We start from the raw sequence: 25,080 nt of genomic DNA, 5'->3' as shown, positions 1-25,080 counted from the left end.
CGGTGCGGGTGGTCAGTTGTCGAACAGGGCGGTGAGCTGCCGTTTGAGCACCTTGCCGCCTTCGTTGCGGGGCAGCCGGTCCAGTAGCAGCAGCCGGGCGGGCAGCTGGTGGTCGGCGAGCCGGTCGGCGAGGAAGCCACGCAGCGCCGGCAGGGTCAGCCCGTCCGGGCCGGCCTGCGGTCGGGCCACGACGGCGGCGGCCACCGCCGAGCCGAGCACCGGGTGCGGCACCCCCACCACGGCCACCTCGGCGACCAGCGGATGCTCGTGCAGCGCCGCCTCGACCTCGACGGTGGAGACCTTGAACGCACCGGTCTTGATCACGTCCTGGTGCCGGTCGGTGAGGTAGAGGTAGCCGTCGGCGTCGATCCGGCCCACGTCGCCCATCCGCACCCAGCCGTCGCGGAAGGTGGCCCGGTTCGCCGCGTCGTCGCGGTAGTAGGCGCGCGGGTGCGGGGCGCGCAGCCACACGTCGCCTGTCGTCCCGGCGGGCAGCGGGCGGCCGTCGGCGTCGGCGACCATGAGTTGCCCGCCGACCGGCCGGCCGACCGCGTCCGGCCGGGCCGGGTCGTAGATCATCGTGGTCTGCGCCGGGGCGGCCTCGGTGGAGGTGTAGTAGTTGACGATCGTGGCCTGCGGGAAGGCCGTGGCCAGCCGGGCCGCGACCGCCGGTGGCAGCGGCGCGGCGGTGGACCCGATCAGCTGTACGCCGCTGGTGTCGCGGTCCCGCAGCGCGCCGGAGTCGAGCAGCTCGATGGCGATCGACGGGACCACGAACACCGTCCCGGTGCCGGGGGCGGCGACCAGCCGGGCGAACCGGACCGGGGTGAACCGGGGCAGGGTGAGCGCGGCGGCCTTCGCGGTCAACGCGTTGAGCAGCATCGTCTGCCCGGCGTTGGTGCCGATCGCGAAGGCGTGCAGGAACCGTTGCGAGTGGGCCAGGGCCAGCCGGCGTGGGTGGTGCGGCGCACCGGCGGTGAGGTTGGCGTGCCGGGCGGCCACCCCCTTGGGCCGGCCCGTGGTGCCCGAGGTGTAGAGGATCTGGGCGAGGTCGCCGGGGCGGGCGGCGGACGGGTCCCCGTCGTCGGGCCGGTCGGCGCGCAGCTCGGCGTCGCCGTACACCGCCACGCCGGGTGGGGCCGGCGGGGCGGGGGTGTCGTCGCCGTGCACGACGGCGGTGGCCGCGCAGTGGGTGAGCGCGTAGCCGAGCTGCCCGGCGGCCAGCCGGTCGGACAGCGGCACCGCCACCCCGCCGGCCCACAGGACCCCGCAGTACGTCACCGCGTACCGGACCCAGTCGCGGGGGCCGAAGACCAGGCCGACCCGGTCGCCGGGGCGCAGCCCCCGACGGCGCAGCGCGGCGGCGACGGCCCGTGCCCCGGCGGACCACCCGGCGAAGGTCAGCGTGGCCACCTGGTGCACCTCGACCGCCACCCGGTCCGGGTGCAGCCCGGTACGCCAGTCGAGCAGTTCCGGCAGGGTACGCGGCGGTGGCGTCCCGGCGGGTGTCGTGGTCACCGCGACCCTCCCGCCGCCCCGACGCCCACCGGGGTCCGGTCGGCGGGGCCGGTCGTCCGGGTCCGGCGTTCCTCGAGGCCGACCAGGTCGTCCGGGGGCGCGTCGGGCACCTCGTCGTCGAACCGGGCCAGGGTGGGGGTGGCCAGCGACACCAGCGCGGTCAGCGCGATGCAGACCCCGAACAACACGTAGAGCAGCCCGTGCCCGCGACCCGGTCCGACCCCGAGCACCGCGCCGACGGTGCCGGCCAGCGCCCCGTCGGGCAGCAGCGTCGGCTCCACCACCCGGGCGGCGAACGGGGCGACGAGGCCCCAGCCCAGCGGCAGGGTGGACTGGGCGACCATCTGGTTGACCGCGAACACCCGGCCGTGCACCCGCGCCGGCACCTTGGTCTGGATGATCGTCTGGTAGACGCCGTTGACGATGCCCAGCGCCAGGTACATGCCGAACGCGCCGGCCCCGATGAGCAGCAGGTTGGGCCGCAGCCCGGTCAGCACGGCGGCCACCGCGATGCCGAGGGTGCCCAGCAGCACCGCCCGCATCCGACGGCGGCGGGGGCCACCCCAGAGCAGCATCACCAGGCCGCCGGTGGCCGCGCCGACCCCGCCGGTCAGCGCGACGCGGGACACGTCGGTGAGGTCGGCGAAGCCGAGCACCAGCGGGGAGAGCAGGAACAGCACCGGGAACAGGAAGAAGTTCAGCGCGGCGAAGAACGCCAGCATGGCGCGGAACTCCCGACGCCGCAGCGCGTAGCGCAGCCCGGCGACGATCTCGGTGCCGATGCCCTCGCGGCGGCGCAGGGCCAGCGTGCGGGGGAACCGGACGACCGCCAGCACCCCCACCGCGAACAGGTACGACGCCACGTCGATGAGCAGGATGCCGCGCAGCCCGACGGTCTCCAGCAGGGCCACGGCGAGCAGCGGCACGGTGAACTGGGTGAGGCCGACGGCGGTCTGGGTGAGGCCGTTGGCGTGCCCGAGGAAGCGTTTGGGCACCAGTTGCGGCACCGCCGAGACGAACGCGAGCCGTTGGAAGGCCAGCGCCACCGACAGCCAGCCGACCAGCGGATAGAAGTGCCACACCTGTACCCGGTCGGTGAACACCAGCCCGGCGAGCACCGCGTTGGCGCTGCCGGCGGCGAGCCCGGCGCACAGCAGCACCCGCCGCCGGCTGGTGCGGTCGATCAGCGCCCCGGCCAGCGGCGCGACCAGCAGGCCGGGCAGCAGGCCGAGCACGGCGAACAGGGCGAACCGGGCGAGTGACCCGGTCTGCGTGTAGATCCACAGTGGGATCGCGAAGGTGGTCAGCGCGGTGCCCAGCCCGGAGACGACCTGACCGCCGGCGACCAGGCCGAAGCGGCGCAGGCTCGGCGGCGGGTCGCCGCGGTCCCGGTCACCGTCGTCCGTCGGGGGCCCGTCGGTGCGGGAGACGGCGGCGAGCTGCCAGGGCGGTGGCATGGCCGGTGACCCGTCCGCGACGGGCCGGGGCGGGGCGTCGAGCCGCCGGTGCACGTCGGTGACGATCTCGGCCAGTTCGGCGGCCCGGTACTTCAGGAAGTAGTGCCCGCCCTCGTCGATCACGGCGAGGGCGGTGCGGTCACTGAGGAAGTGCCACTCCCGGTACCGCTCCTCGTGGTAGTCGGTGCTGCGGTCCCGCTCGCCGACCACGGAAACGACCGGTGCCCGCAGCGGGGTGACCCGCTGACGCATCAGCGTGGTGAAGTAGTCCTCGCTGACCCGGGCGTCGTGCCGCATCGCCCGCACCAGGAACCGCACCTCGTCGGGGGCGAGCGAGCCGACGGCCGTGCCCTGCGCCTGCAACCAGGTGCGGTAGATCCGGTCGCTGCGTAGCCGCTCGGCCAGCCGCAGCCGCAGCAGCGGCGCGAGCGGCCCGTCGGCGGGCCGGGCGAACGGGAACACCGCACCGAGGTAGACCGCGAGCAGGTCCCGTCCGGCGGCCTCCAACCGGCGGGCGACCTCCACGGCCAGCGCCCCGCCGGGGCCGCAGTGGCCGTACACGATCAGCGGGCCGGTGACCCGGCCCAGCACCTCCGCGACCACGTCGGCGGCGACGTCGGCGATCGGCGCGGGCTCGTCGGCGAGGCCGATGTCGTGTCCGGGTACGGCCACCGACAGCAGCCGGTACCCGGCCGGCAGCGCGTCGGCCAGCGGCTGGTATACCACCGCGCTGCCCCCGCCGTACGGGACGCAGAGCAGGGTGGCGACCCGGTCGGCGGCGGGCACCGGCGGGGTGAGTTCGTGCAGCAGCCCGGCCCGGCCGGCGTCGGGCCCGGCGACCAGGTCCGCCAGCTCGCGTACGGTGCGGTGGCGGAACAGGTCCATCACGCTGACCGTCGGCGGGGGCCCGTCGACGACGGCGGGCAGTTCCCGGCGCAGCCGGGCCACCACCCGGGTGGCCAGCAGCGAGTGCCCGCCCAGGTCGAAGAAGTCGTCGGTGACGCCGACCTCGGGCACCCCGAGCACCGCCCGCCACACGTCGGCCACCAGCGTCTCCACCGGCCCGACCGGGGGCACCCGCTCGCCGGTCGGGCCGTCGTCGGTCGGCTCGGGCAGGGCCCGTCGGTCCACCTTCCCGTGCTCCTGCAACGGCAGCCGGTCCAGCACCACCCAGCGGGTGGGCACCATGTGCTCGGGCAGCCGCCCGGCGAGCAGGCGACGCCAGCGCGCCGGGTCCGGGCCGGCCGCGTCCGGCTCCACCTCCAGGTAGGCCACCAGCCGGTCGTCGCGCAGCAGCACCGCCGCCTGGCGTACCCCCGGGCAGTCCCGCAGGGTGGCCTCCACCTCGCCCAGCTCGACCCGGTAACCACGGATCTTCACCTGGTGGTCGCGCCGGCCGAGGAAGACCAGTTCCCCGTCGGCCCGCCAGCGGGCCAGGTCGCCGGTGCGGTACAGCCGGGCCCCCGGCGGCCCGTACGGGTCGGGCACGAACCGTTCGGCGGTCAGGCCGGGCCGGCGCAGGTAGCCCCGGGCGAGCCGGTCACCGCCCAGGTACAGCTCACCGGGCATCCCGACCGGCACCTGGCGCATCCGCTCGTCGAGCACGTGCACCGAGGCGTACGGCAGCGGCCGGCCGGTCGGCACCGGGCCGACCTGCGGCGCGTCGGCCGGCACCGGGCCGACCTGCGGCGCGTCGGCCGGCACCCGGTAGGTGGCCACGCCGACGGTGGCCTCGGTGGGCCCGTAGTGGTTGAACACCCGGGTCGGCCCGGCGGCGAGCGGGGCGATCCGCTCCAGGTCGGACGCCTCACCCCCGAGGATCAGCGCGCGGGCCGGCAGCAGGTCCTCCGGTGCGGTGTCGGCGGTCAGCGCGGCCAGGTGCGACGGGGTGATCTTCAGGTAGTCGATCCGTTCGTCGCGCAGCCGGGTGGCCAGTTCGGCGCCGGTACCCCGGCGGGGCAGCAGGTGCACCGCGCCGCCGGTGGCCAGCGCCAGATAGAACACGGTGACGGCGAAGTCGAACGACATCGACTGCAACAGCCCGTACCGGGCGGCGGGGGCGATCCCGAACCGGTCCGCCACCCCGTCGAGATAGCGCAGCACCGGCCGGTGCGGCACGGCCACCCCCTTCGGGGTGCCGGTCGAGCCGGAGGTGTAGATGACGTAGGCCAGGTGCCCGCCGCCCACCCCGGTGGCAGGTCGGTCGTCCGGCTGGGCGTCGACCTCGGCGGTGATCTCGTCCAGGCAGGTCGCCGCCGTCCCGGCGGGCAGCCGGTCGCGCAGCCCGGTGCCGGTCAGCAGCACGGTCGGTCGGGCGTCGGCGAGCATCAACCCCAGCCGGGCGGCGGGCTGCTCCGGGTCCAGCGGCAGGTACGCGCCGCCGGCCCGCAGCACCCCGAGCAGCGTCACGGCCAGCTCGACCGACTGCTCCAGCAGCACCCCGACGAGGCGGTCCGGGCCCACCCCCCGGGCCCGCAGCCAGTGGGCGAGCCGGTTGGCCCGCCGGTCCAGCTCCCGGTAGCCGATCCGGTCGGTGCCGCAGACCACGGCCGGCGCGTCGGGGCTCGCGGCGACGTGCGGGTCGATCAGGTCGGCCAGGGTGACCGCCGCCCCGGTGACCCCGGTGCCCGACGGTGGCCTGCCGGCCGGGTCCCCGGCGAGGGCCAGCAGCCGGTCCCGGCCGGCCGGGTCGAGCAGGTCCAGGTCGACCACGGGCCGGTCTGGTTCGGCGACGGCGGCGCGCAGCAGGGCCCGGAAGCTCTCGGCCAGTCCGGCGACGGTGCCGGCGTCGAACAGGTCGGTGTGGTAGACGAACGTGCCGCGCAGCCCGTCGGCGCTCTCCGCGACGTACAGCGCCAGGTCGAAGCGGGCACTGGCCGCGTCGGTGCCGACCGGCTCGGCGTGCAGGCCGGCGGGCCACCGGTTGCCGCCCCGGGCGTAGTTCTGCAGGGTGAACAACACCTGGAACACCGGGGCGCGGGCGACGTCGCGGGTGACGTTCAGCTCCTTGACCAGGCGTTCGAACGGGATCTCCTGGTGGGCCAGGGCGCGCACCACGGTGCCCCGGTTGCGGCGCAGCAGGGTCGCGAAGCCCGGCTCGGCGGCGGTCGCCGGGTCCGGGGAGAGGTCGGCGCGCAGGGCCAGGGTGTTGACGAACAGGCCGACGAGGTGTTCCAGCTCGGGCACCACCCGCCCGGCCACCGGGGAGCCGACGGCGAAGTCCCGCTGCCCGCTGTAGCGGAACAGCACGGCCTGCAGGCCGGTGAGCAGGGTCATGTAGAGGGTGGCCCGGTGGGCGCGGCCCAGCCGGCGCAGCCCGTCGGTGAGGTCGGCGTCGACGGTGAACCGGTGGGTCGCGCCCGCGTACGACTGCACGGCCGGGCGGGGCCGGTCGGTGGGCAGCTCCAGCGGCGGCACCCCGGCCAGCGCGCGGATCCAGTGGGTGAACCCGTCGCCGGTCGGCGGCCCGTCGAGCCGGTCCCGCTGCCAGCCGGCGTAGTCGACGTACCCGGTGGTCGGCGGTTCGGGCGGGTCGCCGCCGTCGCGCAGCGCGGCGTAGCCGGCGGCGATCTCGCCGAGCAGCAGGTCCAGCGACCAGCCGTCGCTGACGATGTGGTGCATCGCCAGGTGCAGCAGGTGCTCGGTGTCGGCCAGCCGGACGACGAGCACCCGCAGCAGCGGCGCGACGGCCAGGTCGAACGGGGTGTGCACGGAGTCGGCGACGAGAGCGTGGGCGGCGTCGGTGCCCGGCGCGTCGGCGACGGTCACCGGCACCCGTACCTCGGGCAGCACCGTCACCACCGGCTCCCCGTCGGCGTTCTCGGTGAACCGCATCCGCAGGCTGTCGTGCCGGGCGGCGGTGGCGTCGAGGGCGGCGCGCAGCAGGTCGACGTCGAACGCCCCGCGCAGCCGCACCGTCGCGTGGACGACGTACGCGGCGGTGCCGGGGGAGAGCTGTTCGGTGAACCAGATCCGCTCCTGGGCGAATGACAGCCGGGGAAATCCTTCGGCCCGGGGGATGGTGGAATGCGGCGGGGCGGCCCGCGTCGGTACGTCAACGTTCGTCACGCGGCGCCTTACTCGAAACGGTGCGGGCAGTGGCCAGTAGTCTGCCCGGCGGGCCCGAACCGTCGGATCGGCTGATCGGTCCACTATGGAAAGCACCTTCGAGCGATTCGGCGACGGTCGGTGCGTCGTACGGTCGGGAATGCGATTCGCTGACGTGGTGGTGCCCGCGCAATGGGCGTCGGAGACGCTGCTGTCCGCCGAGTTCTCCGGCGACGGGGCCGGGTCGGCGCCGTTGACGTGGGCCCAGCAGGTGATGTGGCGCTCCCTCGCCCGGTACGGCTCCAACCACGTCTTCCTCAACCTGCGCCGCACCGTGCCGGTGTCCGCGCGGGCCGGGGCGGACCCCGCCGCCGTGGTCCGGGCGGTCGGCGCGCTGGTCGGCCGGCACGGTGCCCTGCGCACCCGGGTACGGGTCGTCGACGACGTGCCCCGCCAGGAGACGGCGGCGGCCGGGGTGCTGCCGCTGCTGGTCAGCCCCGGGGTCGACGACGGTGCGCGGGCCGCCCGGGAGGTCGCCGGCCGGTTCGGTGACGTCGCGTTCGACCACGCCGCCGAGTGGCCGCTGCGGGTCGCGCTGGTGACCGTCGGCGACCGGGTACGGCAGATCGTGGTGGTGTTCAGCCACTCCACCGTGGACGCGCACGCCGCCGAGGTGGTGCTGCGGGACCTGCGGCTGCTCGTGCTGCGCGGCGGCCTGCCCACCCCGGCCGGCCCGCAGTCGGTGGACGTGGCCCGCTGGCAGCACGGGACCGACCAGGGTCGTTCGGCGCGGGCGGTCGGGCACTGGCTGCGGGAGTTCGACATGCTGCCCCCGTCGCCGCTGCCCGCGCCGGGTCCGGGCCTCACCCCGCCGTGGCGACGGGGCGTGCTGGTCTCCGCGGCCGTCGACACGGCCATCCGGCTGATCGCCGCCCGGCACCGGGTCAGCGGTTCCGCGGTGCTGCTGGCCGGGGTGACGGCGATGGCCGCCGGCCACGGTGACCGGGAGCGCACCGGCATTTTCCCGATGGCCCACAATCGGTTTCGGGCCGGGTACGCCAATGCCGTCGCCAATCTCGGCCAGATCGGTTTCGGCGTGCTGGACCTGTCCGGTCGCCCCCATTTCGGGGAGCTGTTGTCCCGGGTGTGGCGGGTGTCCCTGGACGCGTTGCGGCACGCGTATTACGACCCGGTCGCGCTGCGGCTCGGATTCGAGCAACGGGGCGTCGACCCGGCGTCGGCGTTCCAGCCGTACCACTACTTCAACGACGTCCGGTTGCCGGTCGGCGGCGTCGACCGGCTGCCGGCGGTGACCCCGGAGGCGTTGCGGGCGGCCACGACCGGCAGCACGTTCGGCTGGACGGCGGGGCTCGACCGGGCGGCCTGGCACCTGCTGACCCACGTGGTGGACGAGCCGGCCGGGGTGGGCGTCACGCTCACCGTCGACACCCGGCAGCTTCCGCTGGAGACCGTCGAGCCGTTCCTGCGCGGCCTTGAGGAGCTGCTGGTGCGGGCCGCCTTCGACGACGTCCCCTGGCCCTGGTCACCCCCCACCGTGACAACTGGCACCGTGACAACTGGCACCGGGACAGCCCTCACCGCGACCGCAGCCGCTGAGCCGGTCGAGCGGACGACCGCCGCCGACGGGTCGACGTACGCCGAGTTCGCCGGGGGACGGGTCGCGACCGCGCCGCTGACCTGGGGGCAGCGGGCGATGTGGCGGACGGTGGCGGAGTTTCAGGCCCCCGCGGCGTACCGGGTGCTCACCCTGCCCCGCACCCTGGCGGTCTCGGTGCGGGCCGGCGTGGACGTCCCCCGGGCGGTACGGGCGATGGGTGCGCTGCTCGCCCGGCACGAGTCGTTGCGTACCCGGGTCCGCCCCTATGACGGGCAATTGTGCCAGGAGGCGTCGGCGGCGGGACGGCTGCCGGTGGGCGTGCACGCCGTACCCCGGCCGGCCGACGACCCGGACGGCGCGCGGGTCGCGGCGGAGCTGGCCACGCGACTGGCCGGGTCGCCGTTCGACCACGCCGTCGAGTATCCGCTGCGGGTCGCGCTGGTCACCGTGGCCGACACGGTACGACAGGTCGTGCTGGTGTTCAGCCACTGCGCCGTCGACTTCCACGCGGCGGCCACCGTGCTGCGGGACCTGCGTCTGCTGCTGCTGCGCGGGACGGCCGACGACCCACCCGGCCTCCAGTCGCTGGACGTCGCCGGGCAGGAGCGCACGGTGCAGCAGCGGCGGTCGCAGCGGGCGGTGGCGTACTGGCTGCGGCAGTTCCCCGGCCTGCCGATGACCCTGGCCGACCCGGTCGGGACCGGTCCGGGGCCCCGCTACCGGCAGGGTTCACTGGTCTCCCCGGCGGTGCTGCACGCGACCCGGCTGGTCGCCACCCGGCACGGCGTCAGCACCTCCACCGCCCTGCTCGCCGCGACCGCCGCCGTGCTCGACGGCGGCACCGGGCAGGACGCCTGCGGCATCGTGGTGATGGCCAACAACCGGTTCCCACCCGGGTACGACCGGGCGGTCGCCACCCTCAACCAGATCGGGCTGTGCCGGCTCGACCTGACCGGGCGGCCCGACTTCGGCACCCTGCTGTCCCGGGCCGGGCGGGCTGGCCTGGACGCCTACCGGCACGCCTACTACGACCCGGTGGAGTTCGAGCGGGCGTTCACCGGGCGGGGCGACGACCACCGCAGCGTGCTGGCCCCGCTGTGCTACCTCAACGACACCCGGCTCGCCCCCGAGGTGCACCCGGGGGTGCCCGGCCCGGACGAGGCGGCCCTGCGGGCGATGGTGGTACCGGACGCGGTGCGCTGGGTGGGGGAGCTGGACCGGTTCGCGTGGCGCTGCCGGGTGCAGGTGCGCGACGCCCCCGGCGCGGTGGAGCTGGCCGTCACCGCCGACACCCGCTACCTGCCGGTGGAGCGGGCCGGGCGGCTGCTGTCCGGCGTGGAGGCGCTGCTGGTCGAGGCCGCCTTCCACGACGTGCCCTGGCCGTGGTCCCCGGCGGGGTGAGGGTGTCCCTGAGGCCCGGCGGGACACCCTCACCCCTTCGGCCGGGGCGTCGCGGTCCATCGTCCGCGACGCCCCGGCCGGCTCAGGCCGGGCTGCCGGTGACGGTGCTCCCGGACTTCGTGATCCGGTACGTCTTCTGCGTGCCGCTCCAGAAGTGGAAGGTCAGGGTGACCTGGCCGTCGTTGACCTCGGCGAAGAACTCCGGCTTCAGCAGGATGGTGTTGGCGGTGTAGTCCGGCTGGAAGTGCGTCCAGAACTCCTTGTAGGAGGTCCAGTTGGCCGGTCCGGCGCCGCTGCCGTCGGCGTACTTGGCTTCCATGGTGGCGAGCTGGTCGCCCCGGAACTGGGTGGGGACGGCGAACGAGGCGGTCGTCCCGCTGGCCGCCGACTGGCTCGGCGGGTCGTAGGAGATGATGCTGATCTGCCAGGGCACGCCCTGGGAGAAGCGGGCCTCGATGGTGGCGTTGACCCCGGCGGCGCGGTTGCCGGCGAGTCGGGTCAGCGCCGACGCGGTCAGCGTCAGGGTGCTGCCCGAGACGGTGTAGTCGGTGCCGGCGACCAGGTTGGTGCCGCCCTGCCGCAGGCCCTGCAACGACGTGCCGTTGAGGTTGAGGGTGAGCGACTTGGCGGTGATGGTGCCGCTGCGCGGCAGGTAGACCTGGTCGGAGGAGGCAGTGGCCGAGCGGGTGGTCAGGTTCGCCTTCATCAGGTCGTAGATGCCCTGGTCCCGCCACTGCAACGTGTTGCGGTTGAGGAACGAGCCGGCGTCCCAGAGCATGGTGGTGAGGTTGCGGGTGCGGGCGTGGTAGCCGACCGCCTCGAAGAACTTCAGCAGTTCCCCGCGTTCGATGATGCCGGGCCGGGTGTAGTCGTAGCTGAGCAGCGCCCACTCCCCGATGATCACCGGGATGCCCCGGGCGACGAACGAGGCACGGGCCCGCTCGAAGGTGCCGACGAGGTCCTGTTCGACGTTGCTGTCGTAGCGGGTGCCCCCGGCGATGTTCACGCTGAACGGCCAGTACCCGTAGAAGTGGATGGTCGCGGCGATGTTGGGGTCGCGCAGTTGGCTGATCGTGGTGTTCAGCGCGTCCATCCGGGCCTGCTCGCCACTGGTGTGCAGGGTGGGCAGCACCAGCAGCCGGGTGGCGTTGCCGCCGCCGGACTGGCGGATCAGGCGGACGAACGCCAGGTGCAGCTCCCGCAGCACCTCGTCGCCCTGGGCGTCGTCGGCGGTGCCGGTGAACTGCGGCTCGTTGATGTTCTCGAACACCAGCTTGGCCGAGTGGTCGCGGAACGTGGTGGCGATCTGGGTCCACAGCGCGGTGTACCGGTTCATGACGGTGGTGCGGTCGCCCGGGTAGCCGTTGAGCCACTGCCACGAGTCGTGGTGCAGGTTGATCATCACGTAGAAGCCCTCGGCGAGCGACCAGTCGACCACCTGGCGGACCCGGGCCAACCAGACCGGGTCGATGGTGTACGTCGGGGCCGGCCCGGTGTGGTCGGTCCAGGTCACCGGGAGGCGGATGCTGCGGTAGCCCTGCGAGCGCACCTGCCGTAGCAGGGCCTGGGTGGTCAGCGGGTTGCCCCACGCGGTCTCGTCGGGGATCGCGTCGAGGGTGTTGCCCAGGTTCCAGCCGGGCTGCATCGCGGCCACCGCCGCCATCGGGTCGCCACCGGGTGACGGCGACGGCGAGGTCGTCGGCGAGGTCGTCGGGGAGGGGGAGACCGTCGGGGACGGCGGCGCGGTGGTGCCGGTCGGCGTCGGCGTGCCCACACCCCCGGTGCAGGCGACCCCGTTGAGGGTGAACGAGGTCGGCACCGGGTTGCTGCCGGTCCACGACCCGTTGAAGCCGAAGGAGACGGTGCCGTTGGTGGCGATCGCCGCGTTGTAGCTGAGGTTCTTCGCGGTGACCTGGTCGCCTGCGGCGGTGGTCGTCGCGTTCCACGCCTGGGTGACGCGCTGGCCGGCCGGGAAGGTCCAGGCCAGGCTCCAGCCGTTGACCGGGTCGCCGAGGTTGGTGACCTGGACGTCGGCGGTGAAACCGCCCTGCCACTGGGCCGGCACGGTGTACGCCACCCGGCAGCCGGCGGCGGCCTGGGCGTTGCCGGCGACCATCAGGCCCGCCAGGAGCAGCGCGGCGAGGGTGCCGGCGAGCAGGCCGGCCCGCTGTCGCATTCGTCGGAGGTGCTGGGTACTCATCAGGGGAACTCCTCGCCGGGATGACACCGGTGGGTGGGGGATGGCCGTCCGGCGGCCCGGCCGGAACGGGCGGGTGTGGACGCTGCCCGGGGCGTCCACGGTGAGTGGCGAGGCTCCCGCCTGGAAACGATCGGACAACTCTCCCGGAAAGTTTCCGTCGCAGACCTTACAAGTATCGGTCGACGTGCGTCAATGAGCTGGTCGGTTCACCCCCTGGGTCCACCCGACGGCGATGACCCGCCGCCGGATCGGGTGTGCTCACGGAACAGTTTCGGTAACTGAGGGAAAGTTTCCGTCCCGGCGGTACCCCGCACCCGGAGAGCGGACATCGATGGTCGGGTTATCCTGGGTCCCCCTGAACGATGCCGGCGGTCCCCGCGGCGGTGCCGGCGGCCCGGTCGCGTGCGGAGCCGCCGGCGTGACCGGCAGCCACCGCCGGGGAGGAGGCCGGGTTGAGCCACGTCGAGTCGGGCGGGCCGGGCGGCGACCTGGTGTCGCTCGCCGATCCCGGCAGACCCGTGACGATCGCGGCGATCGCCGCGTCGGCCGGTGTGTCGGTGCCGACCGTGTCGAAAGTGATCAACGGTCGGTCCGGCGTCGCGGCGGACACCCGGGCCCGGGTCGAGGCGGCGATCAGCCGGCACGGCTACCGCAGGGCCGCCCCCGTCACCCGCAGCAACATGATGGAACTGGTCTTCGACGAGATCGAGGACATGTGGGGCCTGGAGATCATCCGGGGGGTCGAGCGGGTGGCCCGGCAGCACCGCGTCGGCGTCGTCCTCACCGAGTTCGGGCCGCAGCGCAACGCGATCCGGTACTGGATCGACGACACCCTCGCCCGGCGGCCGGACTGCCTGGTCATGGTGGCCCAGCTGGACGCGGAACAGCACCGGCTGCTGCGTGCCCGGGGCATTCCGTTCGTGGTCTTCGACCCCACCACCGAGCTGCCCGAGGACGTCCCGTTCGTCGGCGCGACGAACTGGGCCGGCGGCCGGTCGGCCACCCGCCACCTGATCGGGCTCGGCCACCGGCGGATCGCGATGGTCGCCGGCCCGGAGCACGTCCTGTGCTGCCGGGCCCGGCTCGACGGCTACCGCTCCGCCCTGGAGGCCGCCGGGTTGCCGGTGGCGTCCGACCTGGTCCGGCACGCCGGCCTGACCGACGCCGACGGCCGGGCCGCCGCCCTCGACCTGCTGCGTCGCCCCGACCGGCCGACGGCGGTGTGCACCGGCAACGACCTGCAGGCCGTCGGGGTCTACCAGGCCGCCCGCGCGCTCGGGCTACGGATTCCCGCCGACCTCAGCGTGGTCGGCTTCGACGACCTGCCGGTGGCCACCCTGGTCGACCCGGCACTGACCACCGTGCACCAGCCGCTGCGCGAGATGGCGGTCACCGCCACCGAACTGGCGCTCGCCCTCGGGCGGGGGGAACCGACCGGCCAGGTCCGCCTGGAGCTGGCGACCACCCTGACCGTACGCCACAGCACCGCGCCACCGCCCGCCTGACCGGCGACGCCGGGTCGCCGCCGCCCGGGTTCACGACGGACCCCGGCCGGCGCGGGGGCGTCGCTCACAGCCCGGCGCAGGGGCGCTCGTCGAGCGTGCAGCCCTGGGGTGCCTTGGTGACCGGGTCGGCGGTGCGGACGTCGAAGCGGATGGCCTGCGTCCCGCCCGCCGCGACGGCCGGGCCGGTGAAGGTGACCGACTGCCCGTCCTGTCGCCAGTCGGCGCCGGTCACCTCCGCCGCCGAACTGCCCCGGGGCAGCGTGACGACGACCGTCCAACCGGTGGCCGGCGTCGCGCCCGGGTTGGCGACCACCACCTCCCCGGTGTACCCGAAGACCCGGGTCGACACCGTCGCGTACCGGGCGTCCAGCGGCCCCGCGACCGCCGGGGTCGGGGTGGGGGTCCGCGACGGGGTAGCCGACGGCGACCGGCTCGGCGGGGCGCTGCGCGACGGCGGGGCCGACGTCGGGCGTGCCGACACGACGGACCGCGACGGGCTCGGCGTGGCGGTCGGGCGCACCGACGGCGCCACCGGAGCCGCCCCGGTCGGTTCCTCCCGCTCCGGTGGCAGCAGGGCCCAGCCGGCCAGTCCGAGCGCCAGCGCCGCCGTGCCCGACCCGACCACCACCCAACCGGTACGGCCCCGGGTCGACGGCCGGGCCACGTCCGCCATCAGCGCCACCGGCAGCACGGCGGTCGGCGCGGCGCTGTCCCGCCGCAGGTCGACCTCGCGGAACGCCAGCCAGTCGAGCAGCGCGGGCAGGCGTCCGGCCAGCGACTGCCGGTAACACTCCTCGCGCCGCGCGCCCTGCCCGGCGGACCAGTCGCCCTGCTGCACGGTCTCCCGGACGGTCACCCGGCAGCCCTCGGCGGTGGTGGTGAGGACGAAGGTCAGCTCGGTGTGCCGCGTCCCCTCGACACACCGCACCACGAGCAGCTCCGGCGCCCGCTGGCGCACGGCCGCGATCTCGACGTCGCCGTCGAAGCCGGGCAGCCCCGCGGTGCCCACCCGCCACCGGCCCGGCCGGTCGGGCACCGCCTCGGCCCCGGCGAACCAGCGGGCCAGCAGCGCCGGATCGGTCACCGCGCGCCAGACCCGGTCGGCGGGGTGCGGCAGGTCGACCTGCGTGCCGATCTCGATCACGGCGAGAGACTCTACGGCCCGCACGCCCCCTAAGTGAATCTGGTCGCCACGATCGACCCAGCTCACTGCGGTACGACTTGACGAAACACATGTTATCGCTCACAGTCGATGTCGAGGACCACCGCACCTGATGGCTCACCGGGCGAGCCGTGCTGGTCGAGCCTCGGATCGCGACGTCCCCCCAGGGCATGTGGGACGTCGGGTCAGGATTTCCCATCAGTAGCTGCCGGCGACGGCGCGACCGGCCCCGAGCAGGGGCGGGACGACTCCGTCGACGGCCGGCCCGGTCTCCTCGAAGGAGGATCATGGCGCCCTTTTCGGGAGGCGCTGCGCCGTTGCCCACAGCGGGTGATCCTCTCGCCGATCCGGGCTGCGGCCCCGGCGTCGAGGTCACCGGGGTCGACGGCCGGCACGGACCGCGACCGGGACATCGCCGACTGTCCCTCGTCCGGGCCGGGTACGGCGGCCACGATGGTCCGTCCTGGCCGACTGGACGGCGGACCCCGCCGGCCGGCACGACCCACCGCACCGGGAACCGGGCAACTCAGCACCACCACCGCTGCACCCACCTCGAGAAGGATGCGACATGAGACCCAAGAGAGCCCTACTGGCCACGGCGACCCTCGCCGTGGCCGGCGCACTCACCGTCGGGATGACGTTGGCGATGGCCCCCGCAGCCAGCGCCGGGACGACCCTGCGGGCGGCGGCGGCCGAGAAGGGCCGCTACTTCGGCGCGGCGGTCGCGACGGGCAAGCTGTCCACCAGCACCTACACCACCATTCTCAACCGCGAGTTCAACTCGATCGTGGCCGAGAACGAGATGAAGTGGGACGCCACCGAGCCGCAGCAGGGCCGGTTCAACTACACCGGCGGCGACCGGATCGTCAGCCACGCCCAGGCCAACGGGATGAGCGTGCGTGGCCACGCGCTGCTCTGGCACCAGCAGGAGCCGGGCTGGGCGCAGGGCATGTCGGGCAGCGCGCTGCGCAGCGCGATGATCAACCACGTCACCCAGGTCGCCACCCACTTCCGCGGCAAGATCTACGCGTGGGACGTGGTGAACGAGGCGTTCGCCGACGGCGGTAGCGGTGGGCGTCGTGACTCGAACCTGCAGCGCACCGGTAACGACTGGATCGAGGCGGCGTTCCGGGCCGCCCGGGCCGCCGACCCGGGCGCGAAGCTCTGCTACAACGACTACAACACCGACGGGGTCAACGCGAAGTCGACGGGCGTCTACAACATGGTGCGGGACTTCAAGTCCCGGGGCGTGCCGATCGACTGCGTCGGCTTCCAGTCCCACCTGGGCACCACGATCCCGGGTGACTACCAGGCCAACCTCCAGCGCTTCGCCGACCTCGGCGTGGAGGTGCAGATCACCGAGCTGGACGTGATGACCGGCGGCAACCAGGCCAACATCTTCGGCACGGTCACCCGGTCCTGCATGGCCATCTCCCGGTGTGCCGGCATCACCGTGTGGGGGGTGCGCGACTGCGACTCGTGGCGCGGCTCCGACAACGCCCTGCTGTTCGACTGCAACGGCAACAAGAAGCCGGCGTACGACTCGGTGCTGAACGCGCTCAACGCGGGTCCGGGCATCCCGAACCCGACGACCACGCCGCCGAACCCGACCACCACCCCGCCGAACCCGACGACCACGCCGCCGAACCCGACGACGCCCCCTCCGGGTGGGTCGGGGTGCTCGGCGTCGGTGTCGTTGAATTCGTGGACCGGTGGTTTCGTGGCCACGGTGAAGGTGACCGCGGGTTCGTCGGGTACGCGTGGGTGGACGGTGAGCATGACGTTGCCTGGTGGTTCGAGTGTGACCGGTACGTGGTCGGCGACGGCCAGTGGTAGTTCCGGGACGGTGCGGTTCACGAATGTGGACTACAACGGTGCGCTCGGTGCGGGTCAGTCGACCGAGTTCGGGTTCCAGGGCAACGGCAGCGGGGCGGGGATGACCCCCACCTGCACCGCCAGCTGAGTACCGCCTCACTCCAGTACCACAGTCAGTTGAGTACCACCGTGAGTTGACTACCACCGCCGCCGGCCCGACCCGGGTGCACCGGGTCGGGCCGGCGGTGCATCCCCCACCCGCCGGCCGGTGCGACGCGCCCGGCCGGACCATCGTCGGCCAGCCCCGGACCAGGCCAGTCCGGACCGTCGCCCCGTACGCCGGGACGGCCCGTCGTCCGTCGCTGACCACCGACTCCGACAGAGGAACCGTCGATGAAACCCCGACTCGCACTGCTGGCCGCCGCGCTGGCGACCGCGCTGGCGACCGTCACCGCCGTGGTCGCGGCCCCCAACCCGGCGTCGGCCGCGACGCTGACCCAGGTGACCAACTTCGGCACCAACCCGACCAACCTGCAGATGCACCTGTACGTGCCCGACCGGGTGGCCGCCCGGCCGGCGCTGCTGCTGGCGCTGCACTACTGCACCGGCAGCGGCCCGGCGCTGCACACCGGCTACGGGCTCAGCTCGCTGGCCGACCGCTACGGCTACATCGTGATCTACCCGTCGGTGACCCGTAGTAGCAAGTGCTGGGACGTCTCCTCCCCGCAGGCGCTGCGGCGCAACGGCGGCAGCGACCCCGTGGGCCTCATGTCGATGATCGACTACGTGCGCAACCGCTACCCGGTCGACGCGAACCGGATCGGCGTCGCCGGGTTCTCCTCCGGCGCGATGATGACCAACGTGATGGCGGGGGTCTACCCGGACGTGTTCAACGCCGGCGTCAGCTCGTCCGGCGTGCCGTTCGGCTGCTTCGCCACCACCAACGGCTCGGAGTGGAACAGCGAGTGCTCCGGCGGGCGGATCGTGAAGACCCCGCAGCAGTGGGGTGACCTGGTCCGTAACGCCTACCCCGGCTACACCGGCAAGCGGCCCCGGATGCAGATCTGGCACGGCACCACCGACACCACGCTGAGCTACGTCAACTTCGGCGAGCAGGTCAAGCAGTGGACCAACGTGCTCGGTGTCTCGCAGACCCCCAGCTCCACCGACTACCCGCAGACCAGCGCCACCCGTACCCGCTACGGCGGCACCGGTGGCACGCCGCCGGTGGAGGCGATCAGCTTCCAGGGCTACGGGCACTCCATCCCGTTCGACGCCGCCCAGGCCGTCCGTTTCCTCGGCTTCGACAGCGCCAGCCCCACCACCCCGCCGCCGAACCCGACGACCACCCCGCCGAACCCCACCACCGGGCCGCCGAACCCGACCACCCCGCCGCCGACGACCCCGCCGGCCACGGGCGGCTGTTCGGCGTCGGTGTCGTTGAATTCGTGGACCGGTGGTTTCGTGGCCACGGTGAAGGTGACCGCGGGTTCGTCGGGTACGCGTGGGTGGACGGTGAGCATGACGTTGCCTGGTGGTTCGAGTGTGACCGGTACGTGGTCGGCGACGGCCAGTGGTAGTTCCGGGACGGTGCGGTTCACGAATGTGGACTACAACGGTGCGCTCGGTGCGGGTCAGTCGACCGAGTTCGGGTTCCAGGGCAACGGCAGCGGGGCGGGGATGACCCCCACCTGCACCGCCAGCTGACCGACGCGGCCGACGGCTCCGGGCGGCGCACCCCCCGCAGAGGTGCTCCGCCCGGAGCCCCGTCGCGCCCGAACACCCGGGCGACCTCCGACAGGGCGCAGGGCCGGGGAGCGAACCCGGCCCTGCGCCTCCCTCACCGGCGGAGGAGTCCCCGCCGCGTCACACCGGCGTCCGCCGCCACTGCTGGTTGGCGCCGGTGCCGCAGGTCCACTGCACGACCTGCACCCCGTCGGTCAGCCCGGCGTTGAGCACGTCGAGACACTTGTTGCTGTGCCGGGCCACCAGCTGCACCCAGCCGTCACCGACGTCCTGGAGCCGCCACTGCTGGTTGGTGCCCCCGTTGCAGGTCCACTGCACCACCCGGGCGCCGTCCGCGGTCGTGCCGGCACCGCCGTAGACGTCGAGGCACTTTCCGCTGTTGACGCTCACCACCGTGGACCAGCCGCCGCCGACGTCGGAGAACCGCCACCGCTGGTTGGCCTGACCGTTCGCGGCCCACTGCACGACGTTCGCGCCGTCGGTCGTGGCGGCGTTGCTGACGTCCAGCAGCTTCGCGCTGTGCCGGGCGGTCAGCGTCGCGGTCGTCGGGGTCGGGGTGGTGGTCTGCGGCGTCAGCCGGTAGAGCCCGGCGCCGTGGGCGGGCAGCGAGCGGCTGAACGTCCCGGTCGAGGTGCCCAGGGCCGCACCGGACCACAGGTCGGTCGCGGTGGCCGAGCCGATGCCCAGCTCGGCGAGGTTCAGCGACACGGTGGCCGCCGCACCCTCCCGGTTGAACAGCGCGACGTACCGGTCCGTGCTGTCCGGCACGTCGGCGACCCACACCTGCCGGGTGCCGCCGGTGAGCTGCCGGTTGTTGGCGCTGCGCTGGTCGACCGCCAGCACCGCGCTGTTGGTCATCAACGCCAGCTCCGCCGGCCGGTTCTCCACCAGGTTGCCGCCCCACATCAGCGGGGCCCGGTTGATCACCCAGAGCGACATGAGGGTGCGTTGCTCGTCCGCGCTGAGGTTCGAGTAGCGCGGCGAGCCGACCGGACCGTACTTCGACAGCCGGCCGATCGGGATCATGTCGGGATCGGGCCAGGCCCCCGTCCTGCGGTACGGCGTCCAGTTGCGTAACTGGTCGAACAGGGCGTCCACCGACGACCAGTTGTCCCACAGGTCGTTGACGATCCGCCACATGTGCGCGTTGCTCTGCACGTGCGGGCCGGCGGACAGCGGCGTCGCCCCCGGCGACAGGCTCAGCACCATCGGCCGGCCACTGCGCCCGATCGCCGTCCGGTAGCCCTCGACCTCCGCCTGCCGGTACGTCGGCGCGGCGATGTCGTCGACCTTGACGAAGTCGACGCCCCACCCGGCCAGCAACTGGAACACCGAGTCGAGGTACGCCTGCGCGCAGGGGTTGGACATGTCCAGCCCCCACATCAGGTTGAGCCAGGCCGCGCTGTTGCCGGCATCGATCTGGTTGGCCCGGCACGAGGTGCCGAGGATCGGCACGTTGTCCGCGACCGCCTGCCGCGGGATGCCCCGCATCAGGTGTACGCCGAACTTCAGCCCCTGGGCGTGCACGTGGTCGGCCAGCGGCTTGAACCCGTTGTCGCCGGCCGCCGACGGGAACCGGGTGGTGTCGGGCAGCAGCCGCCCGTTGGCGTCCATCCGGAGCCGGGGTTGCAGGTTGGCGTCCTGGTTGGGGCTGCCGTTGTGCTGCCCGGGGAAGTACCAGCCCCAGTCGACGACGATGTACTGCCAGCCGTACTGGCGCAGGTTCGCGCCCATGTAGTCGGCGTTGGCCCGCACGTCGGCCTCGGTGACGCTCCAGTTGAACGAGTCGTAGCTGTTCCACCCCATCGGCGGGGTGTCGGCGACGCCGTTGTCCCACGCCTGCGCCGGTTGGGGCCCGGCCGCGCCGACCAGGCCCGTCACGAGCAGGAGGGCGGTGGCGAGCAGGACGGCCACCCGTCGGGTCGCCGCAGAAGTGACACGGTGCTGCATCGGACCTCCTCGGCCATCGGGGTCAGCGGTATCCGGCGGCGGTGATGTTGGCCTGCACCGCGTTCTCGGTGGCGTCCGACGGGTAGCCGGCGACCATCGCGCCCTCGTAGAACGTGCCGACGCTCTGGTTGGTGTTGTCGATGCAGCAGTCCCCGCCGCTGCCCAGGATGATCGCGCCCTGCTTGCGCATCGGGCTGTACCCGCGCGGCAGCGACCCGTCGTAGAGGGTGTAGAGGCTGCCGGACTGGGCGTTGCTGCCCTTGATGGCGAAGCGTGAGGTGCCGTTGTTCTTCAGGGTGGCGGTGACGAACTTGCTGGTGAACGCCCGCTGGTTGGAGTTCCACGAGCTGCTGCCGCCGGGGTAGAGGCCGTACTCCAGGTCGGCCTGCACCCACGGGCCGGAGCCGGAGCAGCCGCCGAACCAGCAACTGGTGCCGAAGTAGATCGCGTCCATCGCGCCCGCGCCGTCGGCCCGCCTGGTGGTCTCGCTGTTGCCGTAGTCGAAGCAGCAGCCGCTGTTCACGTGGGTACCGCTGGTGACCATGTACATGCCCTCGGGCGCGGAGCCGGTCGGCACCCCGGTCAGGTGCCCGTCACGCCAGTAGCTGCTCTTGCCGGGGATGTAGAGCGAGTAGACCTTGTCCCCGCCGACCGTCACCGACTCCTTGTTCGCGACCGCCGGCTGGACGGCGCCACCGACGCCGCCGGCACCCTGGTAGCCGAGGTTGTTGCCGCGTCCGGACTGGTCAAAGATGATCGTGATGACGCAGGTGGTGTTCGCGCAGAAGCTGTCCTGGCTGGCGGCGTTGGCCCGCCCGCCCGGCGACAGCACCCCGATGTTGCGGGTGGTGTTGTCCGAGGACCGGCGCACCTGGTAGAGCGAGCCGTTGTAGGCGGCGTAGAGCGCCCGGGTGGTGCTGTGCGCCGCGATGCAGGCGGTGCCGCCGGCGGCGTAGATGTCACACGGCTGGCTGGTGCCGGGCGGCGGCGTGGTCGGTGGCGGGGTGGTGGGCGGCGGCGTGGTCGGCGGTGGGGTGGTCGGCGGTGGCCCGGTGGTGGGGTTCACCCCGCCGGTGCAGGTGGTGCCGTTGAGACTGAACGCGGTGGGGGCGGGGTTGCTGCCGGTCCAGGAGCCGTTGAAGCCGAAGCTGGCGGTGCCGTTGGTGGGGATCGCGCCGTTGTAGCTGGCGTTGGTGACGGTGACCTGGGCGCCGGCCTGGGTGAAACTGCCGTTCCAGAGCTGGGTGATGGTCTGTCCGGCGGCGTAACTCCAGGTCAGCCGCCACCCGTCCACCGGGTCGCCGAGGTTGGTGATGGTCACGTTCGCGCCGAAACCACCCTGCCAGGACGAGCTGACGGTGTAGTTCACCTGGCAGCCGGCGGTGGCGGCCGAGGCCGGGGTCTGGGTGGCGGCGGCGGTGACGAGCAGGAGGGCGGTGGCGGTGGCGGCGACCAGCGCCGGCCGTCGGCGGAGGAATCGGTTTTCTCGCACGGGATCTCCTGGTGGTGGACGGATGGTGCGGTACGCCCCGGCGGCCGGGTCACCCTCCGCCGCCGCGCGGGGACGACGACGGGGTGACCCGGCCGTGGCGGGTCAGGCGGTCACGCAGGTCGCACCGTTGAGGGTGAACGTCGCGGGGGCGGCGGCGTTGCCGGTGTGGGTGGCCTGGAAACCGATCGTCGTCGACGCCCCAGGGGCCAGCGTGCCGTTGTAGCTGACGTTGGTGGCGGTGACCTGGCCGCTGCTCGGCGCGTAGCTGGCGTTCCAGCCGCCGGTGATCACCTGCCCGGCGGGCAGGGTGAACCCCAGGGACCAGCCGTCGATCGTCGTGCTCCCGGTGTTGACGATGGTGATGCTCGCGGTGAGCCCGTTGTTCCACGCGCTGATCGTGTCGGTGACCCGGCAGGCCCCCGACTGCGGCGACGACGTCGGCGTGGGCGTCGGGGTGGAGGTCGGGGTGACCGTCGGCGTCGGGGTCGGCGTGACCGTCGGCGTGGGGGTGGGGGTGGGGGTGGCCGTCGGGGTGGGGGTCGGCGTCGGGGCGCTACCGTCCAGGCCGAGGAAGGTGATGGCGTACGCGAGCTGTCCGGCCATCGGCAGCTGGTGACCCACCCCGGCGATGCTGATCCCCTCGACGGGGGCCTGTGACCCCGTCCCGCCGTACCGGGTGCGGGTCCAGGACGACTGGGGACGGTCGGTGACGGTGGGCGTGGTGCTCAACCCGTGCAGGTTGGTCCACTGCTTGATCTCTTCACCGAAGTTGGGGTACGCCAGGGTGGTGTCCGTCGCACCGTGCCACAGCTGCATCCGGGGATAGCGGCCCGTGTACCCGGGGTACATGGCGCGGGCCTGGTCGCCCCACTGCTGCGCTGTCTTGATCACGTTGCCGCCGGAGCACCTGCTGTTCCACAGTGAGCCGTCGGTGGTGGCGAAGCAGCCGGCCGGCACGCCGGAGAACGCCGACGCGGCGGAGAACACGTCGGGGTACTGCGCCGCGAGCACATTGGTCATCATCGCGCCGGAGGAGAAGCCGGAGACCACGATCCGGGCCGGGTCGACCGGGTAACGCTGCCGGGCGTACGCGACCATGGACATGATCCCGGTCGAGTCACCGCCGCCGTTGCGGGTGAGCGCGGCGGGGGTGGAGACGTCGAAGCAGTTCCCGCTGCGGGTGGCCTCGGGCACCACGATGAGGTAGCCGTAGCGGTCGGCGGCGGTCACGAAGTCGCGCCCGTTGCCGTTGAAGATTCCGCTGGCCGAGCCGCCGCAGTAGTGCACCAGCAGCAGCAGCGCCGGCCGGGGCGCCAGGTTGTTCGGGGCGTACAGGTACATGTTGAGGTTGGTGGGATTGTTGCCGAATCCCGTCACTCTGGTCAGGGTCGCCGCGGTCGCTGGCTGTGCCGTCACCAGGACGGTGGCTGCCGCGACACCGAGGACGACGGCTGCCAGCGCGGCGCGCAGACTGCCCTTCATCGGTGGCCTTTCTTCCGGGGTGGGAGCGCCGCGCCGGGGGCGGTACGGGCCGCCACGCCGGCGTCGGCCGGGCCCGGGATCGACAGGAGGTCACCGGGCGGTCCGAGGGTCGTTCCCGAGAATTGACGAACGTCGTTACGTTAACGTTAACAGTGACCGCTGTCCATAGCTGGCGGTCGCGGCACGGAGCCGGCGCGGCCGGGGCCTGGGGCGGCGGTGGGCCCTGCGACGGTGACAGCGGCGACGCGGCCGGCCGGTCACCGGGGTGGGGCGACGCTGTCCCGGGTGATCAGGGTGGGGGAGACGGTCCGCCGCAGGGTGTGGTCGACGCCCGCGTCGATCTGCGCGAGCAGCAGGTCGAGGCTGGCCTCCGCCACGGTGTCGAAGTCCGGCCGGACGGTGGTCAACGGCGGGATGAAGTACGCGGCGTCCGGCACGTCGTCGAAGCCGACCACGCTGACCTCCTCCGGCACCCGCCGACCGTGCTCGTGCAGCGCGTGCAGCACGCCCAGCGCGAGGTCGTCGTTGGCCGTGAAGATCGCGGTCACCTCCGGGGTCCGGGCCAGCATCTGCCCGCAGCGGTATCCCGAGGCGGCGGACCAGTCGGCCTGGAGCACCGGCGGGATCTCCGCGCCCGCCGCCTGCAACGTCTCCCGCCACCCCGCGATCCGCCCGGCGCTGTCGAACCAGTCCGCCGGGCCCGACACGTGCCAGACCGTGCGGTGGCCGGCGTCCAGCAGGTGCCGGGTGGCCAACCGGCCACCCTCCACCTGGTCGATGGTGACCAGCGGCACCGGTCGACGGGGGTCACCGTCCACGGTGACCAGCGGAATGTCGGTGGGCAGGCACTCCAGCGCCTCGCCGGCCGACTCCACCGGCGCGATCACCACGATCCCGGCGACCCGGTGGGCGAGGTGCCGTTCGACGACGGCGGTGATGGAGGTCCGGTCCAGGTTGCGCACGCTGCCCACGCTGACCGCGAAGCCGGCCTCGGCCGCGGCGAGTTCGAACGCGGACAGCAGGGAGGCCGGGCCGTAGAGGGTGGTGTTGAGCGCCACCACACCGAGCACCTGGGACCGTCCGGTGACCAGGGTGCGGGCCGCCCGGTTCGGCCGGTAGCCGAGTTCGGTGATCGCGGCCTGGACCCGCAGGCGGGTCTGCTCCCGCACGTGCGGATGCCCGTTGAGGACCCGCGACACGGTCTGGTGGGACACTCCGGCGAGGCGGGCCACGTCTCTCATCGCTGGAGCGCGCACAGTCATCCCACACCTCTCGGTCCGCCCCGCAGCCCGTTGCCGGCGCAGCGACCCGGCTCGGCGTCCGGGCAGGGACGACGGACACGAGGCATGGGCGCACACGCCGTGGACAACGCTGGATCAGCGAGAGTCTACGCGGCGTGTCGCCCCGGATGGGTCGGTGACGCGGCCGAGTGTCGTCCGCGTGCCGTGATATTCGTCATCACGGAGCGCGGGCGGTGGGCGAACTGGCGGTTACGGGTGGCCTGGTCCCTCCCTGGATCCTCGCGGGGCCCGGCCCGCGTCGCGCCGGGCCGGCCGACCTGTGGTGCAGCATGTCCTCGACCGGTGCGTCGGAGGCGTGTCGACGGTGCGCCACCGGTGGGCAAGCCATGCCACGACGACCTGCCGTATCGATCGAATCGGATGCTACTCGAAACCGTTCGGTAACG

Annotated in this window: 12 protein-coding genes; 4 read left to right on the top strand and 8 right to left on the bottom strand. The window is 73.4% G+C overall.

The window, feature by feature from the left end; translation table 11 throughout:
• Positions 1-12 precede the first annotated feature (12 nt).
• Positions 13-1,518, bottom strand: a complete 1,506-nt coding sequence (locus JQX11_RS01785; RefSeq protein ID WP_307826017.1) for a class I adenylate-forming enzyme family protein — start codon at positions 1,516-1,518, stop codon at positions 13-15.
• The gene (locus JQX11_RS01780; protein ID WP_204923149.1) at positions 1,515-7,043 is read right to left on the bottom strand and encodes a non-ribosomal peptide synthetase/MFS transporter; all 5,529 of its coding nucleotides are present in this window, start codon (positions 7,041-7,043) and stop codon (positions 1,515-1,517) included. Before JQX11_RS01780 ends, JQX11_RS01785 begins: the two co-directional genes overlap by 4 nt.
• Before the next feature lie 139 nt (positions 7,044-7,182).
• Here JQX11_RS01780 and JQX11_RS01775 point away from each other — a divergent pair, with 139 nt between their 5' ends.
• Positions 7,183-10,041 carry a condensation domain-containing protein gene (locus tag JQX11_RS01775; RefSeq protein WP_204923148.1) on the top strand — a complete coding sequence of 953 codons (2,859 nt, stop codon included), beginning with the start codon at positions 7,183-7,185 and terminating at the stop codon, positions 10,039-10,041.
• 82 nt (positions 10,042-10,123) lie between these two features.
• On the opposite strand, the gene JQX11_RS01770 is transcribed toward JQX11_RS01775, so the two are convergent.
• On the bottom strand, positions 10,124-12,241 hold the full coding sequence (locus tag JQX11_RS01770; RefSeq protein WP_232377001.1) for a cellulase family glycosylhydrolase: 2,118 nt from the start codon (positions 12,239-12,241) through the stop codon (positions 10,124-10,126).
• A 452-nt stretch (positions 12,242-12,693) separates the two neighbouring features.
• Here JQX11_RS01770 and JQX11_RS01765 point away from each other — a divergent pair, with 452 nt between their 5' ends.
• A complete protein-coding gene (locus JQX11_RS01765; protein ID WP_232377000.1) occupies positions 12,694-13,746 on the top strand; it encodes a LacI family DNA-binding transcriptional regulator in 1,053 nt (350 codons plus the stop codon).
• 64 nt (positions 13,747-13,810) lie between these two features.
• On the opposite strand, the gene JQX11_RS01760 is transcribed toward JQX11_RS01765, so the two are convergent.
• Positions 13,811-14,890 (bottom strand): SRPBCC family protein, encoded by a 1,080-nt coding sequence (locus JQX11_RS01760; protein WP_204923147.1) that lies wholly within the window; start codon positions 14,888-14,890, stop codon positions 13,811-13,813.
• A 586-nt stretch (positions 14,891-15,476) separates the two neighbouring features.
• Between JQX11_RS01760 and JQX11_RS01755 the strand changes: the two genes are divergently transcribed.
• The gene (locus tag JQX11_RS01755; protein WP_204923146.1) at positions 15,477-16,871 is read left to right on the top strand and encodes an endo-1,4-beta-xylanase; all 1,395 of its coding nucleotides are present in this window, start codon (positions 15,477-15,479) and stop codon (positions 16,869-16,871) included.
• Positions 16,872-17,116: 245 nt separating this feature from the next.
• A complete protein-coding gene (locus tag JQX11_RS01750; protein WP_204923145.1) occupies positions 17,117-18,430 on the top strand; it encodes an extracellular catalytic domain type 1 short-chain-length polyhydroxyalkanoate depolymerase in 1,314 nt (437 codons plus the stop codon).
• Positions 18,431-18,589: 159 nt separating this feature from the next.
• Here JQX11_RS01750 and JQX11_RS01745 read toward each other — a convergent pair whose 3' ends face one another.
• The 4 genes from JQX11_RS01745 to JQX11_RS01730 all read right to left on the bottom strand — a co-directional run bounded on the left by JQX11_RS01745 (position 18,590) and on the right by JQX11_RS01730 (position 24,634).
• Positions 18,590-20,419, bottom strand: a complete 1,830-nt coding sequence (locus tag JQX11_RS01745) for an alpha-galactosidase (protein ID WP_204923144.1) — start codon at positions 20,417-20,419, stop codon at positions 18,590-18,592.
• A gap of 22 nt (positions 20,420-20,441) precedes the next feature.
• A complete protein-coding gene (locus JQX11_RS01740) occupies positions 20,442-21,911 on the bottom strand; it encodes an arabinofuranosidase catalytic domain-containing protein (protein WP_204923143.1) in 1,470 nt (489 codons plus the stop codon).
• Positions 21,912-22,013: 102 nt separating this feature from the next.
• The gene (locus tag JQX11_RS01735) at positions 22,014-23,393 is read right to left on the bottom strand and encodes an extracellular catalytic domain type 1 short-chain-length polyhydroxyalkanoate depolymerase (protein WP_204923142.1); all 1,380 of its coding nucleotides are present in this window, start codon (positions 23,391-23,393) and stop codon (positions 22,014-22,016) included.
• A 257-nt stretch (positions 23,394-23,650) separates the two neighbouring features.
• Positions 23,651-24,634 carry a LacI family DNA-binding transcriptional regulator gene (locus JQX11_RS01730; RefSeq protein WP_204923141.1) on the bottom strand — a complete coding sequence of 328 codons (984 nt, stop codon included), beginning with the start codon at positions 24,632-24,634 and terminating at the stop codon, positions 23,651-23,653.
• Positions 24,635-25,080: the final 446 nt, after the last annotated feature.

Origin of the sequence: Micromonospora humida (assembly GCF_016901255.1) — a bacterium.
Lineage (GTDB): Bacteria > Actinomycetota > Actinomycetes > Mycobacteriales > Micromonosporaceae > Micromonospora > Micromonospora wenchangensis.
The sequence above is the reverse complement of the archived record's forward strand: the minus strand, read 5'-3'. Positions and strand labels throughout refer to the sequence as shown.

Coding starts and splice junctions, on each gene's coding strand:
- JQX11_RS01755 (WP_204923146.1), top strand. CDS start 15,477: ATGAGACCCAAGAGAGCCCTACTGGCCACGGCGACCCTCGCCGTGGCC.
- JQX11_RS01750 (WP_204923145.1), top strand. CDS start 17,117: ATGAAACCCCGACTCGCACTGCTGGCCGCCGCGCTGGCGACCGCGCTG.
- JQX11_RS01775 (WP_204923148.1), top strand. CDS start 7,183: ATGCGATTCGCTGACGTGGTGGTGCCCGCGCAATGGGCGTCGGAGACG.
- JQX11_RS01730 (WP_204923141.1), bottom strand. CDS start 24,634: ATGAGAGACGTGGCCCGCCTCGCCGGAGTGTCCCACCAGACCGTGTCG.
- JQX11_RS01745 (WP_204923144.1), bottom strand. CDS start 20,419: ATGCAGCACCGTGTCACTTCTGCGGCGACCCGACGGGTGGCCGTCCTG.
- JQX11_RS01770 (WP_232377001.1), bottom strand. CDS start 12,241: ATGAGTACCCAGCACCTCCGACGAATGCGACAGCGGGCCGGCCTGCTC.
- JQX11_RS01735 (WP_204923142.1), bottom strand. CDS start 23,393: ATGAAGGGCAGTCTGCGCGCCGCGCTGGCAGCCGTCGTCCTCGGTGTC.